At 45.2% G+C, this 17,974-nt stretch carries 12 protein-coding genes; 8 read left to right on the forward strand and 4 right to left on the reverse strand.

Annotated elements, in window-relative coordinates:
- Positions 1 to 139: 139 nt before the first annotated feature.
- Together AAC033_RS04675 and AAC033_RS04680 are read left to right on the forward strand one after the other, a co-directional pair.
- Entirely contained in the window at positions 140 to 1,981 is a 1,842-nt protein-coding gene (locus AAC033_RS04675; protein ID WP_339735909.1) for a 2-oxoacid:acceptor oxidoreductase subunit alpha, read from the forward strand.
- A 3-nt stretch (positions 1,982 to 1,984) separates the two neighbouring features.
- Positions 1,985 to 3,058 (forward strand): 2-oxoacid:ferredoxin oxidoreductase subunit beta, encoded by a 1,074-nt coding sequence (locus tag AAC033_RS04680; RefSeq protein WP_339735911.1) that lies wholly within the window; start codon positions 1,985 to 1,987, stop codon positions 3,056 to 3,058.
- Positions 3,059 to 3,199: 141 nt separating this feature from the next.
- On the opposite strand, the gene AAC033_RS04685 is transcribed toward AAC033_RS04680, so the two are convergent.
- Positions 3,200 to 4,759 carry a GH3 auxin-responsive promoter family protein gene (locus tag AAC033_RS04685; protein WP_339735913.1) on the reverse strand — a complete coding sequence of 520 codons (1,560 nt, stop codon included), beginning with the start codon at positions 4,757 to 4,759 and terminating at the stop codon, positions 3,200 to 3,202.
- A gap of 534 nt (positions 4,760 to 5,293) precedes the next feature.
- On the opposite strand from AAC033_RS04685, the gene AAC033_RS04690 reads away from it, so the two are divergent.
- The 3 genes from AAC033_RS04690 (at position 5,294) to AAC033_RS04700 (ending at position 7,399) form a co-directional block, all read left to right on the forward strand.
- Positions 5,294 to 6,847, forward strand: a complete 1,554-nt coding sequence (locus AAC033_RS04690; RefSeq protein WP_339735915.1) for a hypothetical protein — start codon at positions 5,294 to 5,296, stop codon at positions 6,845 to 6,847.
- Positions 6,848 to 7,062: 215 nt separating this feature from the next.
- Positions 7,063 to 7,248 (forward strand): CsbD family protein, encoded by a 186-nt coding sequence (locus AAC033_RS04695; protein ID WP_339735917.1) that lies wholly within the window; start codon positions 7,063 to 7,065, stop codon positions 7,246 to 7,248.
- 4 nt (positions 7,249 to 7,252) lie between these two features.
- Positions 7,253 to 7,399 (forward strand): lmo0937 family membrane protein, encoded by a 147-nt coding sequence (locus AAC033_RS04700; protein ID WP_339735919.1) that lies wholly within the window; start codon positions 7,253 to 7,255, stop codon positions 7,397 to 7,399.
- 194 nt (positions 7,400 to 7,593) lie between these two features.
- Here AAC033_RS04700 and AAC033_RS04705 read toward each other — a convergent pair whose 3' ends face one another.
- Both AAC033_RS04705 and AAC033_RS04710 read right to left on the reverse strand, forming a co-directional pair.
- Entirely contained in the window at positions 7,594 to 8,520 is a 927-nt protein-coding gene (locus AAC033_RS04705; RefSeq protein WP_339735921.1) for a YihY/virulence factor BrkB family protein, read from the reverse strand.
- 1 nt (position 8,521) lies between these two features.
- On the reverse strand, positions 8,522 to 9,622 hold the full coding sequence (locus AAC033_RS04710; RefSeq protein ID WP_339735923.1) for an AI-2E family transporter: 1,101 nt from the start codon (positions 9,620 to 9,622) through the stop codon (positions 8,522 to 8,524).
- Between the two features lie 259 nt (positions 9,623 to 9,881).
- Here AAC033_RS04710 and AAC033_RS04715 point away from each other — a divergent pair, with 259 nt between their 5' ends.
- The 3 genes from AAC033_RS04715 (at position 9,882) to AAC033_RS04725 (ending at position 17,086) form a co-directional block, all read left to right on the forward strand.
- Positions 9,882 to 11,768 (forward strand): BamA/TamA family outer membrane protein, encoded by a 1,887-nt coding sequence (locus AAC033_RS04715; RefSeq protein ID WP_339735925.1) that lies wholly within the window; start codon positions 9,882 to 9,884, stop codon positions 11,766 to 11,768.
- Between the two features lie 225 nt (positions 11,769 to 11,993).
- Positions 11,994 to 15,872 carry a translocation/assembly module TamB domain-containing protein gene (locus AAC033_RS04720; RefSeq protein ID WP_339735927.1) on the forward strand — a complete coding sequence of 1,293 codons (3,879 nt, stop codon included), beginning with the start codon at positions 11,994 to 11,996 and terminating at the stop codon, positions 15,870 to 15,872.
- A 155-nt stretch (positions 15,873 to 16,027) separates the two neighbouring features.
- A complete protein-coding gene (locus AAC033_RS04725; protein ID WP_339735929.1) occupies positions 16,028 to 17,086 on the forward strand; it encodes a mechanosensitive ion channel domain-containing protein in 1,059 nt (352 codons plus the stop codon).
- A 58-nt stretch (positions 17,087 to 17,144) separates the two neighbouring features.
- Here the strand turns inward: AAC033_RS04725 and AAC033_RS04730 are convergent, their stop codons facing one another.
- Complete coding sequence (locus tag AAC033_RS04730; RefSeq protein WP_339735931.1) at positions 17,145 to 17,639, reverse strand: hypothetical protein; 495 nt, start codon at positions 17,637 to 17,639, stop codon at positions 17,145 to 17,147.
- Between the last annotated feature and the right edge of the window lie 335 nt (positions 17,640 to 17,974).

Consider the following 17,974-nt stretch of genomic DNA (forward strand, 5'->3'; position numbering starts at 1 on the left):
TCGATTATTAGTTATTTTTGCTCAACTACTGAGAAACGATCCTTATTCAAAATGATTCCAAAGTGATAATTCATTAATTTAGCGGTCGTTTTTTTTAGTGTTTAGAAGGAAAAATCCAGCTATTTAAAATAATTGTCAAATGAAAGACACAAAAGTTATTGAGTTAGAAGAAGTGACCATTCGGTTTTCCGGTGACTCGGGAGATGGGATGCAGCTTACGGGAACTTTGTTCTCGGACGCCACGGCGTTGTTTGGGAATGATATATCAACTTTTCCGGATTATCCGTCCGAAATTAGAGCTCCGCAAGGTACTGTTGGCGGTGTCTCCGGGTTCCAAGTGCAGTTTGGGCATAAGGAAGTCAACACCCCGGGAGATGATGCGCACGTGTTGATTGCCATGAATCCTGCTGCCGTGAAAGCCAACGCCCGTTTTATTCGTCCGGGTGGAACCATTATTTATGATGTTGATTCTTTTAATCAGAAAAACTTAGATAAGGCGAAGTTTTCCACCACTGATCCTTTTGGTGAATTGAAATTGGAAGACTTCACCAAGATTCCGGTGCCTATTACCAGCCTGACACGCGAATGCCTAAAGGATTTTGGGATGGATAATAAATCGGTATTACGAAGCAAAAATATGTTTGCTTTGGGCTTGATTTGTTGGATGTTTGATCGTCCGATGGATTATATCGAGAATTTTATTTCAACGAAATTTGCTAAAAAACCGGTGGTTGTTGAGTCAAACCTGAAAGTATTGCACAGCGGCTACAACTATGGCATGAATATGCAGCATATGACACCACGTTATTTGGTCGACGCTGCAGCCATTGCCAAAGGAACTTACCGGAACATAAACGGAAACCAGGCAACGGGCTGGGGATTTTTAGCAGCGGCCGAAAAGGCCGGGCTCGACTTGTTTTTAGGTTCTTACCCGATTACCCCGGCAACCGATGTGCTGACCACCTTGGCTGCGCGTCGTGACCTGGGCGTGAAAACCTTTCAGGCTGAAGATGAGATTGCCGGAATTTGTACGGCTCTTGGTGCTGCTTTTGCCGGTAATCTGGCGGTAACCAATACTTCGGGCCCGGGATTGGCTTTGAAGTCGGAAGCGATTGGCCTGGCTGTGATGGCCGAGCTGCCCCTGGTGGTGGTCAATGTTCAGCGTGGCGGCCCTTCGACCGGATTGCCCACCAAAACTGAGCAGTCTGATTTGCTGCAAGCCTTGTATGGGCGCAACGGCGAAAGCCCGGTGGTCGTTATTGCAGCCAGCACACCGTCCGACTGTTTCTATTACGCTTTCTTGTCGTGTAAAATTGCACTGGAGCGCATGCTGCCGGTGATTTTATTAACCGACGGGTTCCTTGGCAATGGAAGCGAGCCTTGGCGTATTCCGGCGATGGCCGAACTACCTGAGATTACTCCCAGAATAGCTAAAGACAGTAGTCAGTTTAAAGCTTATCGTCGCGATGTGGATACCTTGGCCCGCGAGTGGGCTTTCCCTGGGATGGATGGGTTTCAACATCGGATCGGTGGGCTGGAGAAGAACGAGGAAGGTACGGTAAACCACGATCCGGAGAACCACCAGAAAAATTGCGAAATCAGAGAGGCAAAGGTTCAAAAAGTGGTGGAAATGCTGCCTGAGCTGGAAGTGTTTGGCGATGCGGATGGAGGCGATGTGCTGATGGTCAGCTGGGGAGGAACATACGGCCATACGGTTAGCGCTGTTCGTGAGATGCGCAAGGAAGGCAAAAATGTGAGCCTGGCACACTTCAATTTTATCAAGCCACTTCCGGCCAACACCCGCGACGTATTCAGTAAGTTTAAAACCATCGTGGTTTGCGAATTAAACCTCGGGCAGTTTGCGGCATATCTCAGAGATCAGGTTCCCGGATTTGAGTTCCGCCAAGTCAATAAGTTGAAGGGTTTGCCATTTACCATTACCGAGCTGAAGGAAAATGTTGAAAAATTACTGGAGGACTAAGATATGATGACAGATTTGAGTTATACAATCAAAGATTTTAAAAGCGAAAACGAAGTACGTTGGTGCCCGGGGTGTGGCGACTACGCGATTATGAACGCGGTGCAAAAAACCATGGCTGACATGAATGTGCCTCATGAAAAATTTGCCGTCATCTCCGGTATTGGCTGTTCGTCTCGGTTTCCTTATTACATGAGCACTTTTGGTTTTCACTCCATTCATGGACGTGCTGCCGCAATTGCATCCGGGGTGAAAAGTGCCAACCCTGACCTGAATGTTTGGGTCATTACCGGCGATGGCGATTCGATGGCCATTGGCGGGAATCACTTCATTCATTTGGTCCGCAGGAACATCGATTTGAATGTGATCCTATTCAATAATAAAATTTACGGATTAACGAAGGGACAGTATTCACCGACAACCGACCGGGGTTTTGTGACCAAAACTTCGCCATTTGGAACCATCGAAGATTCATTTATTCCCGGACAGTTGGTGCTGGGGGCCGGCGGCACCTTCTTTGCCCGCGGGGTCGATTCGAATGTGAAGCACAACCAGCAGGTGTTTGCCGAAGCAGCCAAGCACAAGGGAACATCCATTGTTGAGATCCTACAGAATTGTGTTATTTTCAATGACGGAATTCATGAGCAAATTGCGGATCCGAAGCACCGTGCCGAGCGTCAGCTGTTTTTGGAGCACGGTAAACCCATGATTTTTGGGAATGATAATGAAAAAGGCCTGGTGCTGGAAAATGGCCGTTTAAAGGTGGTGACCATTGGTGAAAATGGGGTGTCTGAAGCAGATATTTTGGTCCATGATGCTACCGAAGTCGATCTTTCCATTCATATGCAGCTGATCAGGATGACCTTACCTGATTTTCCGATCGCCATGGGGGTGATTCGCTCGGTGGAGGCCCCGATTTATGATCAGGAGCTGAAAAAGCAGATTGACACCGTTTCTGCAAAACGGAAAGTGAACAACATGGATGAGTTGCTGCGCTCGGGAAACACTTGGGAAGTAAACGAACCCAATAGCAAAGAGCCGGTACCTTTCTTCCAGAAGAAGTGTCTGATAGTTAAATAACAACCTTGATTAACCTTAACTGGCTAATGCAACGATCCAGGCGACGATACGATAAAGTGTTCTGATCCGTATATCAAAATAAAAAAAGAGGCTGAAGCCTCTTTTTTTATTCGCCACGGGTGGTGAACATGAGAAGCCGCGTTAACGCGGGCTTGCTGTTTTGAGTTTTTCTTTTTCTGAAAGCCAGTTCCTAACAAAGGATTCCCACTCCAAAAAGCGTTCTTCATTCATCATTCGTTCCATTTTTACCTGGCCGCCTCTCTGTTTGCCGTGTGCATGCCAATCGTGAAAGCAAGCCTCCGGAACAGTATGCACCAACACGCCTTTTAGTGCCTTTGACCGGGCAACGGCATAATTCTTATTGGATTCTTTCAGGTGTTTATCCAAGGCCCAGGCCAAAGCCTTATCGTTACTGTTGTCATCACAGGCCAGATGCCATACGTGATGAAATTCACCATCGATTCTTACGGTTGAAAGCGTGAACTCTGGAATCTTAATGTTGAACAGCTTCTCCAGCTCAATCATTGCAGCATTCATTTTATCGACCGAAAGTTGCGAGCCAACCACATTCATGAAAAATTTAGTGCGTCCCGTGATTCTGATTTCTGCCCTGTCAACATCCGAAAATTCAATCGTATCGCCAATCATGTAACGCCACAAACCCGATACTGTGCTCAATAACAGGACGTATTCCACGTTTTCTTCCACCTCGGTGAGATTCAAAACCGGAGCATCTTCAGCAATGCTTCCATCTTCGTTCATGTTTTGGGGCCGAAAAGGCACAAATTCGAAATAGATTCCATTATCGACCAATAGTCTCATGGCGCGTGTCTCTGGTCGTTCCTGAAAAGCAATGAATCCTTCGGAGGCAAAATATGTGTCGATGATGGTGATGGGGTGGGCGAGCAATTCGTTGAAACTTTTTTGGTAGGGCTCAAAAGCCACCCCGCCGGTGGTGTAAACCTGCAAGTTGGGCCAGATTTCATGAATGTTTTTTGCACCATGATAGGTTATCACTTTCTTCATCATGAGTTCGAGCCACGATGGAATGCCGCTGATGGCGCCGATATCCCAATCTCGGGCACGCTTGGCAATTTCCAAAACACGTTCATCCCAATCCTTCAGCTTCGAAATTTCTTCGCCCGGTCGGTAAAAGCCTTTGAACCAAGCCGGAATATTACTGGCGCTGATTCCGCTGATTTCGCCTTCGAGGTAGCCGTTACGTTCGTTCAGTTGGGTTGAGCTACCCAGCATCAGAATTTCTTTTTCGAAAAATGAAGGCGGCAAATCGAAGTTTGCTGTTGCACCGACCTGTTTAATTCCAGCCAGACGTATGTAATTGAGCATTTCGTTACTCACCGGAATGCGTTTGCTTTCCTTGCCAGTTGTTCCTGAGCTCAACGCAAAGTAAGCCGGCTTGCCAGGCCAACTGATGTTCTCTTCTCCCTGATAAAGCCGGTGCCACCAATCCTTTTGCATTTTATTGTAGTTGAAAAAAGGAACATGGTAGGCGAAGGCTTCCGCCGGATTTTCTGCGTACAGAATTTCTTTAAACCGATGATGTTTTCCGAAGCTTGTACTTCTTGCTTTGACCAGCAAATCGTGTAACAACTGCTGTTGCACTTCGTGGTATTCGGTTTTTGAGGTGAATGCGTAGCCCAACTCAATGGCTTTTTTTATAATCGCTCCTATAATTGCCATATTCTAAATTTTAGTGGTTGTTGTTTTAGCCCTATCAATTAAAAAGCCAGAAACCAAAGCGCCATTCAACACCGTTTTTTATTATTTCGGCTCAGCGCTGTGAGGAATGGCCGCCTCAACGTGTGGAATATCCTGGCCATAAAAGACAAGGTGTTTACTCCTACGGGTAGCCTCCAACTGTTGTTACCATTGGATAAACCGGATTCAACCGGGCATTGTTGGCTTGGCTTGAACGAGTTGGCATAGTTTTATCTTGTTAAAGGTATAAACTTTAAATCTTTTAATGATGAGAATTGTAGGATCTGTTTTATTAATTTTAGGAATAATCGGACTAGTTGTCTTTGGGATACAGGCATTTAATGATTCCGAGAGCTTCAGTATCCTTGGGGCCGAAGTTGCCGTTAGCAAGGCTAATTGGACTCCGGTGATTGTCAGTGCGGTGGTTTTAGTCGTCGGATTCTTTCTGACTATGAGCAGAAAAAGAGCCTGAGTCTGGCGTGAAAAGCCAGCCCGGACTATAAAAATCGTAATTGGATGAAATACTCGCACAAGATTTTAACGACAGCTTTTATTCTGATAGTCGCTGTCGTTTCTTTTTTTCTTATCGGTGATACCGTATTGTCTGGGATAATCCGGAAAAAACTGGAGAAAGGACCCGTTGCCTCCATTCGTATTACATCCAAATCAGTTGAGGCCAGTTTGTGGCGCGGCCGAATTGTTTTAGGCGAGGTGGAGCTGACCGATACCAGTGGTCTTGGTCAAGCTTCTATTCCCAAGGTTGAGTTTGGGGGCTTTAAGCTTTGGCGACTTCTTATTCATCGTGAAATTGTGTTGAAGTCGGTTGAAGTGCTTCGTCCAACAATTGAAATGACCATGACAAATGATTCGGTGTCAGTTGATGAAGATTCAGCAGGAGAATTCTCACAAGCTTTTCGGATTCGGCAAGTGAAGTTTGTTGATGCCCGAATAAATCTTCTTCAAAAGGGAGCTGAGAAAACTGATACGATATTTTTAACCCGTTTGGATCTCGATTTCTGGGATTTGGCGACCAGCACTCCTCAAGAAAAATACAGCTATGAATCCTTATCGTTTAACCGGCTTCGGTTGGTGCTTCAGCAAGGACAATATTTGCTTCCCGGCGGATTGTATGCTGTTGATTACGACACGTTGGATTTCGATTCTGAAAAACGTTTACTTAAGGGCGCCCAAATTAATTTACGATCAAGAGACGGCAAATATGAAATAGGCCGAAACAGGGGTGTCGAGACCGATTGGTTCGATATCGCAGTGACCAGGATATCCTTCTCGGAAATTCGTCTGGATGCGTTGCTGAACGACACGGCCGTCGTGCTCAGTAAAGCACAAATTGCGGGGCTGAATGTCAAATCGTTCAGAGATAAGCGCCTTCCTTTTCCTGTGAAACCGGATACAAAGCTCTTGCGTGGCATGCTGAACAACTTGCCTGTTGCACTTCATGTCGATTCGGTTTTGGTTAACGACGGAACCATTTCGTATGCCGAGCGGGTAAAAGATTCGACCGACGAGGGCGAAGTTGTGTTTTCACAAGTCCAGGGGCAACTGTTTTGCCTGAGTTCCATTGATCGTTTGATTGGGCGTAAAACAACGATGCATGTTGAGGCACGGGCTATGGAGCGGGGACTCCTGACGGCTGATTTTGTTTTTCCGAACAAAAGATTTCCGAACAACTACCAGGTATCAGGGACATTGGGCGAAATGGACATTGAGGCGTTTAATCCGATGCTGGTTCAAAATGCCTCGGTGAGAGTTGAAACCGGTAACTTAAAGCGCCTGGCCTTTAACTTCACCTATGATGATGACCGTTCTGCGGGTGATTTACTGTTTGAGTACGATAATCTGAAAGTTCACATTTTAGATAAGGAAGACAGGACCAACAAAAAAGTCCAATCATTTTTCACCAATATTTTGGTACTCCAAAAAGAAAACATCAGAGATGATCGCTCATTTCGTGAAGGAACCATCGCCTTTGAACGCGACAAGAAAAAGTCACTGTTCAATTACTGGTGGAAATCGCTATTGAGTGGTATCAAGAGTATTGCGATCCTTTAAATCATAAAAAATGGGTAGAAGTTTGCACACCTTCCCACAGTTTTCCACAATGAGATATTTCTTTTTGTCGACATAAGGCTTTGCTGTTTAGGTCTTTGGTTGTGAATGTTTTTTCTGGCATGGATTTAACAGTAAGTATAATTGATGATGTTCTCGGTGTGAGTTTTACAGCTTGACTGTCATTACATAGAAGTATTAATTTTAAAATCACAATTATGGACAACTTGGAAATAAAAGGCAAATGGAATGTATTGAAGGGAAAATTCAAACAACGTTATGCCGAATTAACGGAAGATGATCTGACCTATGTTGAAGGTAAGGAAGACGAGTTACTTGGGCGTCTCCAGGAAAAGACCGGAAAAGCAAGAGAAGAGCTAATTGAGGAAATCAATAAGTTATAATGTTATGAGATCCCTATTGTATTTAATCGCCGTCATTTTGATTATCGGGTGGTTGTTCGGATTCTTCGTTTACTCGGTTGGCCATTTAATTCATATTTTGCTTGTGCTAGCCGTGATTTCGATCTTGATTTCGCTCATTCGCGGCAGGTGACCAGAACGGTGACGAGTAATTTAAAATAAGCTAAAAACGAATTGGACTCCAATTCGTTTTTTTATGGGAGTAGCTCGGATGTTTGATGATTCGTTTGTTTAAAAAATCAACAGTAAAATACAAACTGTAAGCAGGTATCGGAGAAACTTACCTCATGTTTTTATTCCAAAGACTTAGGGGACGGCTCTGCTCCCCTAAGTCTTTGTTTCAATTGTGTTGATTTCAAATGGGATGGCGTAATTGACCGGTTTGTTGGTGTGCTTGTAAAATCTTGAATATTGATGGGTCAGTTCAACCCCAAAGTAAAAGATGATCGATACGAAATAGATCCAAACCAAAATAACCACAAAAGAGCTGGCGGCTCCATAGACCGCGCCCAGGTTGCTGTTCCCGATGACGATTCCAATGACAAACTTTCCAATGACAAACAAAATGGCGGTGAATACAGCACCAAACCAGCTGGCCCGCCATTTCACGCTCACATCGGGAAGAAAACGGTAGATGAGCGCAAAGATGGCAGTAATGATGGCCAGCGAAAGGACGATGTTGGCGAGCTGGGCCAGGAAAACAAAATCGGAGCTGAAGTAGGTGCGCAAAAAATCTTTGAGAAAACTGATCGATGCGTCAATAATCAGCGAAACCAAGACGACAAAGCCTAAGCTTAAAATCACCCCAAACGAAAAAATACGGTCTTTAGCCAGTTTCAACGCTCCTTGTTTCAGGCTTGACCGGACTTTCACCCGCCAAATGAAGTTGATGGAATTCTGCATCACGCTGAATAGTGTGGTGGCTGAGATCAGGAAGAAAACGATCCCGATAAAAGCACCTATTCCACTGTTTTCCGTAATTTGGAAATTATCAATGGCGTTTTGCAACACCTGTGTACTTTCGTGGCCAATAAGAACATTCAGCTCTTCGAAAAGCTTGGCACGCATGGTTTCGTCTCCGGTAAAAAAGCCAAATACCGAAATGATGATCACCAGAATGGGCGCCATCGAAAAAATGGCAAAGTAGGCGGTGGTACCGGCAAGGTTGACTGGATTATTTGTGCCGAATTGGACAAAAGTCTTCCGGAATATCCGGAGCGTATCGTTGATTGCTTTGAATCGTTTGCGTTGCATATTATTTCCGTTTTGTTATTCGGGTCCATATTCTTTTAAAAGAGATCTCATGGCTGGTAGTCCCCCGGTCGCTAATTAGATAAGCAAAAGGTTGCAAGTCGGGAATGTTTTGCATAACGATCTTCAGGATAGCCAAACAAGGGATCACAATCAGCATACCAGGAATCCCCCAAATCATATTCCCCAGTAAAAGGCTTAGAATAATGGCCAGTGGATTGATTTTAATGTTATTGCCGACCACGTTGGGGGTGATGAGGTTATTTTCGAGAAACTGAACGACACTGAACAGGATAAAGATCTGCAGAATGACCTGGAACGGACTAGATGAGGTGAGCAGCACGTACACAATCGGAATCAGGCCGCCAATAAAGGTTCCGATGTAGGGAACCAGGTTCAGGAGCGCAGCTAAAATCCCAAACACCAACGCATGACGAACACCAATAATGAATAGCCCGGTTGTATTCAAAATTGCAAGAATAAAAACAACAATCAACAGCCCGCTCATGTATTTGGTCGTTATATGGGCTATCTGACGCAAAATTTTCAAGGTTTTGCGTTTGTTTCTTCTCCCGGCAAGCCTGAATATGAAATAGGCTGTCTTAGTGCGGTAAAAAAGCAGGAAGAAGGTGTATACCGGCAGTAACCCAATCTGGAAAAGTGTGGTGGTGGTGGCGCTAAACAGGCTCCCAATCTGCGATTCCCAGGAAGAAAAGAAACTTTCTGTAGCCCTGCTGAAGTAATGATCCATTGTATTGGGATTGATTCCAATTCTGGTTTCCAGTACACGTTGCAGATGATCAATCTTGCTGTCCATTTGGTTTTTCAGCTCGCCAAAATCAATGGTCATGTTTGACAGCTTTGCCGATAAAAAAAGGCCTGCGCTTCCTATAATCAGGATAGCTGCCAGGATGACGACAATGATGGCAATTCCCCGATGAACCCCGCGTCGCTCAATGGCCCAAACCAGGGGATAAAGTAGGTAGGCAAAGAAAATGCTGAGGGCAAAAGGAACCAGAACATTTTTTGCTAAAATCAGGAATAGAACGAAGATTGAGAGAATAAATAAGTTGAGTGCCGTTCGTATAAGTAACTCATTTTTCATAGTTCATTTGTTATCGATTATTTGGGTTGGCTGAAAGAATTGTGCCAGTTGTATGAATGCCGGAAAAGCGCCACATTTGGCTTGTTTTCCAGATGATGATTGGTCTGTATGGCCTCGCTTTTGGGGAATGGTGTGGAAATTTATCCCCGAAAGCGGTGCTCGTGGGGTTGGGTGTGAATCAATTACACGACTGGTATAAAATTCGCATATTTCGGACCTGTTTGGACTTCATGGATTACAAACTGGGAAAAACTTTTTTATGATCAAAGAATTAGTTAAAATTGGCAATTCCTTTGATAAGATATTTACACGTATGGCAAAACCTTTTCTGCGCAGTCTCTTTTTTTTTCTGATTTTTTGTAGTGGTTATCAACTGGCCGCACAGGAAAACTATGAAGTCAGGCGTGTAGACTTTCATGGCAATAAAACATTGGATTCCGATTTTTTGCTCGACCGGATGGCTGTAAAAGAGCTATCGTATCTCGAAAAGCTGATCACAAACGAACAACCGTTTCTTTTTAACCGACGACTCGTTGAGCTCGACATGGAGCGCTTAAAACGGATTTACCAAAGTGAAGGTTTCCTGAATGCCGAAGTCAAGCTGGATCCACTTGAAATCAATGAAAAAAAACAAATCGTAAAACTGTCGGTTCAAATTGAGGAAGGCGAACCCGTGCTGATTGACAGTGTGGCCATTGTGGAAAAGGAAGCCTTGAGCGGAATTGACCTTGATTCATTACAGAAAAAGGTTTTTCGCGAAATGGAATTGCGGAACGGAAAGCGGTTCCGGGATGAATGGATCAAGCACGATGTGCAGGCGGTCGAAAATGCCTTTCGAAACCTTGGCCATGCGTACGTTAAGGTAAGCTACGAACTGGATTTGAGGCCAGACGAGTTTAAAACCAGCATTTTTTATTCGGTTGAGCCCGGGCCGGTCAGTTACTTTGGTGAGACCCGTATTGAGGGGCATAAACATGTTGAAGAAGCATTTGTCCGAAAACAACTCGTATATAAGGAGGGCGAATTGTACAACAAGTCCTTGTTGACAGAAACCCGGCAGAATTTGTATTTCTTGCAGCTTTTCCGCATTGTCTCGGTACAGCCGCAAACCGATGCAGCCACACAAAGAAGCCCAATTCCCGTTAAACTTTTTATTGAAGAAGCACCACGCCTGACCACCCGTTTTGGGGTGGGCTATGGTACCGAAGATAAATTTCGGACGTTTCTGGATCTGAATTACCTCGGTTTTTTGGGAAGTGCCCGGCGCATCCGGCTTTATTTAAAGCATTCGGCTTTGGAACCTTATCACGTCAGTTTAAAATGGATTCAACCCCAGTTTTTAGGAAAGAAAAGCACCATTTCGATCAACCCGTTTCTTAGTCGAAATTCGGAACCCGGCTACGAAACCCGGACTTACGGTTTGAATGTACCGGTTACTTACCGCTTTAACAGCCGACTGAATAGCACCGTGACTTATTATCTCGAAGAAGTGGAGCAGCGAGTTGAAGAAGGCGATGTCGAGCTTCCGGACCCGGAGGATGACAAGTTCGCTTACAACAAGTCGGGAATGCTGTTTAGTGCTGTGTTCGATAATTCAATACCAAAATTCTCACCCGAAGAGGGCGTGAAGGTGTCGCTTGGTTTTAAGTTGAACGGGTATGTATTTGGAAGTGATTTCAATTACACACGCCTGTGGGGAGATATACGCCACTATCAGGAAATTGGTGATTGGGTGTTGGCGCTACGCCTGATGGCAGGTAACATCAGCTCACCCGACAGCAGTGGCTTTATCCCTGTTGAAGACCGCTTTTATGCTGGTGGGAGCAACTCCGTTCGTGGTTGGAACCGGTCGGAGCTGGGCCCCAGGCGGGAAAGCGGAACACCTATAGGTGGTAATAGTATTGTTGAAGGAAATATCGAATTTCGGTATCCTTTGTTTTGGCGTTTCAGTGGGGTTGTTTTTCTGGAAGCAGGGAATGTTTGGCGCGAATCGTTTACCTACCGGTTGAATGATTTGGGTTATGCCGCCGGAGGAGGACTGCGTATTGAAACACCAATCGGCCCGATTCGGCTCGATTTGGGTGTTCCGGTGTGGAACGAAAAACGAAGTCCGCAGTTTTTTATTAGCGTTGGGCAGGCGTTCTAAATGAGTTGGTTCGGAAGTTGGGATGGCTTCGGCTTCCGATTAATTGGTGCGGCGCGGAACGTCGGTGTTTGTCATTCATAGTCAATCAATTGTTATTGACCTTCTTTAAGACAATTGATTGATTACCAAATGACGATTGAATGACTTTTTAATGACAGGAAGTAAAATCAGGAAATTCATTAAATAGAATTACAGGTCGGTGATCTGAAAAGCATAAAATAGTTCATGAAGAAAGTAATCACATATAGTCTGCGAATCCTGGGGTATTTGCTTTTACTGGTTGTAGTTGTTGTTTTGCTGGCCGGTTTGCTCATTCAGACTGCACCGGTAAAGCGCAAGCTTGCTGATTTGGGGGGCGAGCAGGCTTCGGCTGCTCTCAATGGGCAACTGACCATTGGAGAGCTCGATGGCAATTACTTTACTAACCTGCAATTGCATGATGTTTTGTTGATGGGCGACGACGATACGATTGCATACATTGGTGAAGTTAGCCTGGATTACTCCTTGTGGCCCTTGCTACAGAATAAGTTGCAGATTCGTTCGATCCTGATCAGCCGGCCCTATTTCTACCTGGAGCAGCAAGCTGATTCGAGCTGGAATGTGCAGCAGCTCGCCAAACCTTCAGAAGAAGAAGCTGATGCCAGCAGTACTCCCTCCACCTTTGAGTTGGAGGTGACTCGCTTCGAACTGGCCGACGGGAGTGTCCGTATTTATTCGTTTGATACCTTGATTCCGCGCCAGGTTGAAAATCTGAACACCAAATTGAGCTTACAGTATGCTACTGACAAGCAGCAACTGGTGTTGAATGAATTTTCACTGTCTACCCATCAGCCATATTTTGAATTGCAGCAATTGGCCCTTCAACTTAACCGGAATCAGGAAGTCATCCGGCTTTCCGATTTTCACCTGAAAACAGCCCGCAACCAATTGGATGGAAGCGGGAATTTCGCGGGAGTTCCGGAGCGGAAGGGAGCGGTCAAACTGAATAGCGAACCCCTAAGCATCCAAGAGTTTGAGTTTTTTCTGTCTGGATTTGAATTGCCCGCCTCGCCGGTGTTTAAGCTCGATGCCTCGATTGATCAGGATGCTGCTGCAGCAACCATTGACCTTGAGGATGAAGGGCAGTTAATTCATCTCGACGTCACATCTTCAAACTTGGCGGCTTTCCTTTTTAACCAGGATGCACCGATTCTGCAGTACACCGTGGAGGGCACCTTCGAAAACATTGACTTGGCACACTGGTTGGGTGATTCGGATTTGAACTACCTGGTAAATGGGCAGTTTACTGTGGATGGAAGCGGCATCGATTTGGAAACGGCAGTGACCAGGCTGGAAGGTAACTTTAGTGATTTGCTGGTTGATGGCCGGCAGGTGGAAAAGTTGCTGCTGAATGTTGATTTGAACAAGGGAAATTTGAAGGGCTTTGCACAAGGCCGGGGCGATTTTGGTTCGTTTTACCTAAAACCTGAGCTGGAAAATCTGCAGGGTGAGCCTACCTATTCTTTTGAACTGACCACAGAAAGGCTTGATTTGGCAGCATTAACCGGCAATGACAGCCTGAAGTCGGACCTGAACCTACTGGCCAGCGTTAAGGGAAAAGGGTTTGATCCTAAAACCTTGCAGGCCAAAGGGGATATTTGGTCGAGGAAATCCAGCTTTCAGGATGTCCAAGTGGATACCCTGTTTGCTAAACTGGCATACGAAAAAGAAGCAGTCCATATCGATTCGCTGAGGCTGGAAACAAAAGGTCTGCTGGTGAAGGCCAGTGGCGATTACAGCCTGAAAGGCAGTTCAGATCTTTCGCTCGAGGCATCTTTCGATGGAGTTGAAGAATTCGCCGCTTATATTCCGATGGAAGATTTTGCGACCAGCGGCGAAATTCATGCACGCTTGTGGGGAACAACGGATTCGCTCCGCCTGGAGTCGGTGCTGAAGCTGAACCAAACCTCCTATCAGAATATGACATTGGACCGCTTGCTGGTGGAAGCGCAAGGATTGCTTGCCGCGAACGACACAATGATCAACGCACAAATTCAGGCCTACGACTTGTTCAGTAATAATTTCACGGTCGATTCACTGGTTTTCAGTGTAGAAGCAGCCCCGGATTCGGTGTTTATGGACGGGCGACTGGTAAGCGACGAATTGAGCACGGACATGCAGGCTGGCCTTCGCCTGCAGGATGTGATTCGAATCAGCTTATCTGAGTGGCAGATTGACTACCAGGATCAACATTGGAGCTTACAGGATCCTCCGGCAGTTTTCGAAATCGATTCCGTCAATTACAGGCTGGAGAATTTTAAGCTGGTTTCAGGAACGGCTGACACCAGTCAGTATTTGTCGGCTCAGGGGGTGATTAGCCGGGAGGGAGTGGAAGATTTTAGCATGCAGGTTGCCAACATCAATTTGGCACAACTTTTAAAATTGACGGGGCAGGATATCGAGGCTTCGGGCCTGATTAATTTGTCGGTGGATTTGTCTGGAACGGCTGATGACCCGCTTGTTGATGGAGATTTTAGTTTGGATGAGGCCATGATGAATGACTACCATTTTACTGATTTTGGCGGAACGTTCGCTTATTCGGGCAAACAACTGGAGATGGACGCACAGATTATACCGCAGGACAGCGGAAAATTTGTCTTTTCGGGAATCATTCCGTTTGAGTTGATGCTGGATAGTATGGGAGTGAAGTTCAACCCCAAAGACTCGTTGGATGCCCATCTGACGATTGAAGAATTTCCACTGGCCATTTTGCAGATAGTAAATATAGGAGAAGGGGTTTCCGGCTATATCGAGGGTGATGTTACCGTGAAAGGAAGCATGGAATCACCCGATCCGGAAGGTGGTTTTCATTTGGTGGATGCTTCGCTGCTAATTTCTGAATATGGGGTGGATTACCGCGAAATCAAGTTCGGAATTGACTTTCAAGGAGAAGAAGTTTTGTTGGATACGCTGCTTATTCGCTCCGATGACGGGACCTTGACAGGTGGTGGGCGAATCGGGTTTAGCTCCGACTTTTACAGGGGTGACGTGAATGACTCTGAGATCAAGCTGCAGTTTGATAAATTCAATCCGGTCAATCACAGACAATTTAATATGCAGGTTTCGGGTAACGCCAGCCTCGGAGGATCGAAAGATGATGTGAAGTTTGATGGTGACCTGAACGTTCCACAAAGTGAGATTTATTTGCCCGCCATCTTCAATCTGATGGGAAAAATGGTTGAAGCGGAGATGCCCCAGCCTATATTAGTGCGCGAATTGCAAGCCATCGAATCGGGCACCATCGATTCCATCAATATTTCGGAGATTGACACCACAGCGACGGATAGCCTGAAGTTTGACTACTTCAATAATTTGACCGGTGAAGTGCGGCTGAAGATTCCAAAAAATACCTGGATTAAGAATGAAGACATGCACATTGAAATTTCGGGAGACCTGGAATTCATTAAGCACAAGCAATTTTTCGAGCTTTTTGGTTCAGTTGAAGTGGTGCGCGGGCAGTACGACCTGTTGGGACGGACCTTTATGATTGAGTCCGGCACCATCAGTTTTCAGGGAGGCGAAGAGCTGATGCCGCGAATGGATATTACCGCCAGTTATGTGTTTCGTAACACGGAGCGTGTGCAGCAAGAACTGAGAGTGGCGATCAGCGGGACAGCCGAACAACCGGCCGTTAGCTTTAGCATGGACGGCAGCAGTGTGAGCGAAGGTGACGCATTGTCGTACATCCTGTTTGGCAAGAGTATGAATGAGCTGAGCATGGACCAGCAGGAAAATGTGGCAGGCGCCGGTAGTATGGCAGGACAGGCGGCAGCCTCCATCCTGTCGTCTCAGCTGACCGACTTTTTGGGCGACAAGATCAACGTAGATTACATTGAGGTAAAGAGTGAGGGTAACTTCGAAAACGCTACGGTGGTGGTGGGAAAATACATTACCAACGACCTGTTTGTGAGCTACGAGCAGCGCTTTGGCGAAACGGATCAGAAAGACATGGCTAAGTACGAAGTGAAGCTCGAATACGAGCTTTTCAGATTCCTGTTTTTCCAATTAAACAACTCCTCCAACGACAGTGGTTTTGATGTGATTTTTAAGCTCAGTGCGGAATAAGACTGGAGCAGAGCTTTAGCTGATTATGTAAAAGCGTTAGTATGAGTAGATAGTCGTCAGTTTTTTCATTTTCATTAAATGAATTCAACAAGTGAGAACCATTTGAAGGCGGAACAAGTATAATTCATTAAATTTAACCGAAATTGGAATCATTCATGGGACAGATCGTTGATATCATCAAATCACTCCTGCAGCCGGGATCGGTGTTGTTACTCGTTATTTTGTTGTTGATCTTCAATTCCTGGATTTTTAACCGGTTCAAATCAGTCAAGTCCGATGCAAATATCGCCAAACGCTCAGTTTCGTTTTTTCTGGTGCTGTTTGGTGCACTTTCATTTATATTGGTGTTGCCGATTGAAAAATCGCTGAAAGGGCAAATTTTGAGTTTTTTCGGCATCATCATCAGTGCAGGGATTGCGCTGAGTTCGACCACCGTGCTAGGTAACCTGATCGCAGGGTTGATGAACAATTCGATGAAGCGGTTTCGCAACGGAGACCTGATTAGTTTGGATCAGATGCAAGGCAGGGTAATTAAGAAGAGTATTTTCCATACGGAGATTCAGCTTGAAGACAGCAATTTTATGACGATTCCCAACTTGTACATTGCCACTCACCCGGTTAAGCTTACCCGTAAAACCAATACCGTTATTTCCACCACCGTTTCGTTGGGCTACGATGTGCCGCGCGGTAAAATTGAAGACGCCTTGAAAGAAGCTGCAAGCGCTACCGGGCTCAACGATCCGTACGTTTATATCACCGAGTTGGGCGATTATTCGGTCGTGTATAAAATTCATGGGTTTCTCGATGATGCCAGTAAATATTTCAGTACAGCTTCTTTGCTAAATGGACACGTGATGGATTTTTTGCATGCCAATGGAATCGAGATAGTTTCGCCAACATTTATGAACCAGAGAAGAGTGGAAGAAAAGGAATTCATCCCGAAGCAGAACCACAAAAATCCGGTGGAAGAAAAGGGCCCTTCGCCCGAAGAATTGATTTTTGACGAAGCTATTGAGTCGGAGAAAATTGAGAAGAAAAAGGATTATCTGGAGGAGCTTGTTGACAAGCAGGAAGCACTGAAAAAGCAGTTAAATGAAATGAAAGACGAGACCGAAGTGAATAGAACGAAAGCTTCGATTGACAAAATTGGAAAGCAAAAAAGGAAGGTTGAACAGAGTATTCAGAAACAGATAAATAAAAACGAAAAGAAATGAAACCAGAAAGAGGCTGCCTTTTTGGGCAACCTCTTTTATCGTAGTTGATTTTGAATGGTTAAAAGGCAACTTTAATTCCAATTCCCGGGTCAATCGAGAATAGCACGGTGCCTTCCGTTACAATCTCGAGATAAGGTTTAAAGTCAATTCCAAAGGCAATGGGCACGTCGGGGATTTTATACTCGAGTCCGAAAATGCCGTCAATTCCGAGTCCCAGATCACCATCACCAATATCGTGCGGGTGGTCGTACCAAGCCGGGCCGCCCCGGCCGTCAAAATCATCGCCATAAACAGCGACGTGCCCACCAACACCATAAATCCAGTTCAGTCCCGGTTCGTTAAAAGCCATTTGGTTTTTCTCCCACAGGCCGGTTACACTGAATCCGTCGTGCCAGAAGCCAATAATCCCTTCAATGGCGGAGGGGCCGTAATTCTTTTTTAATGTTATTCCAGATGTCCCTCCCGAACGAAGTCCGATAGCGTAATCATATTGAGCCATGGCTATTCCTGAAAAGAAAAACATCAATGTCAAAAAAATAATACTCTTTTTCATAGCTAATGATTTTAATTTCGGTGGAGATACTTCCCAAAATTATACCTAAACGTTGGGGCGTTGTTTTTGAATACTGTTTTTTAGCCCCCTGGCGAGCTGATTTCCGGATTATTTGATAAATGGTCGGATGTCGATGTTGTGGCGCTTAAACCTCAATTTGTGGATTTATTGCGCCAAATGTCCTTACTGAAAAAATCAGTTTGTATGCGTTTTTAATTCAAAGGTTTCCAGTTGATTACTGAAAATCCCGAAAATGGGCATTTTTTGCGATCCCTTGGTTTCACAAAAAAAATCACATTTGTGCGAAACACAGTATGACAGACTTTTTCGGATTT

It is taken from the genome of uncultured Sunxiuqinia sp., assembly GCF_963974515.1.
GTDB lineage: Bacteria > Bacteroidota > Bacteroidia > Bacteroidales > Prolixibacteraceae > Sunxiuqinia.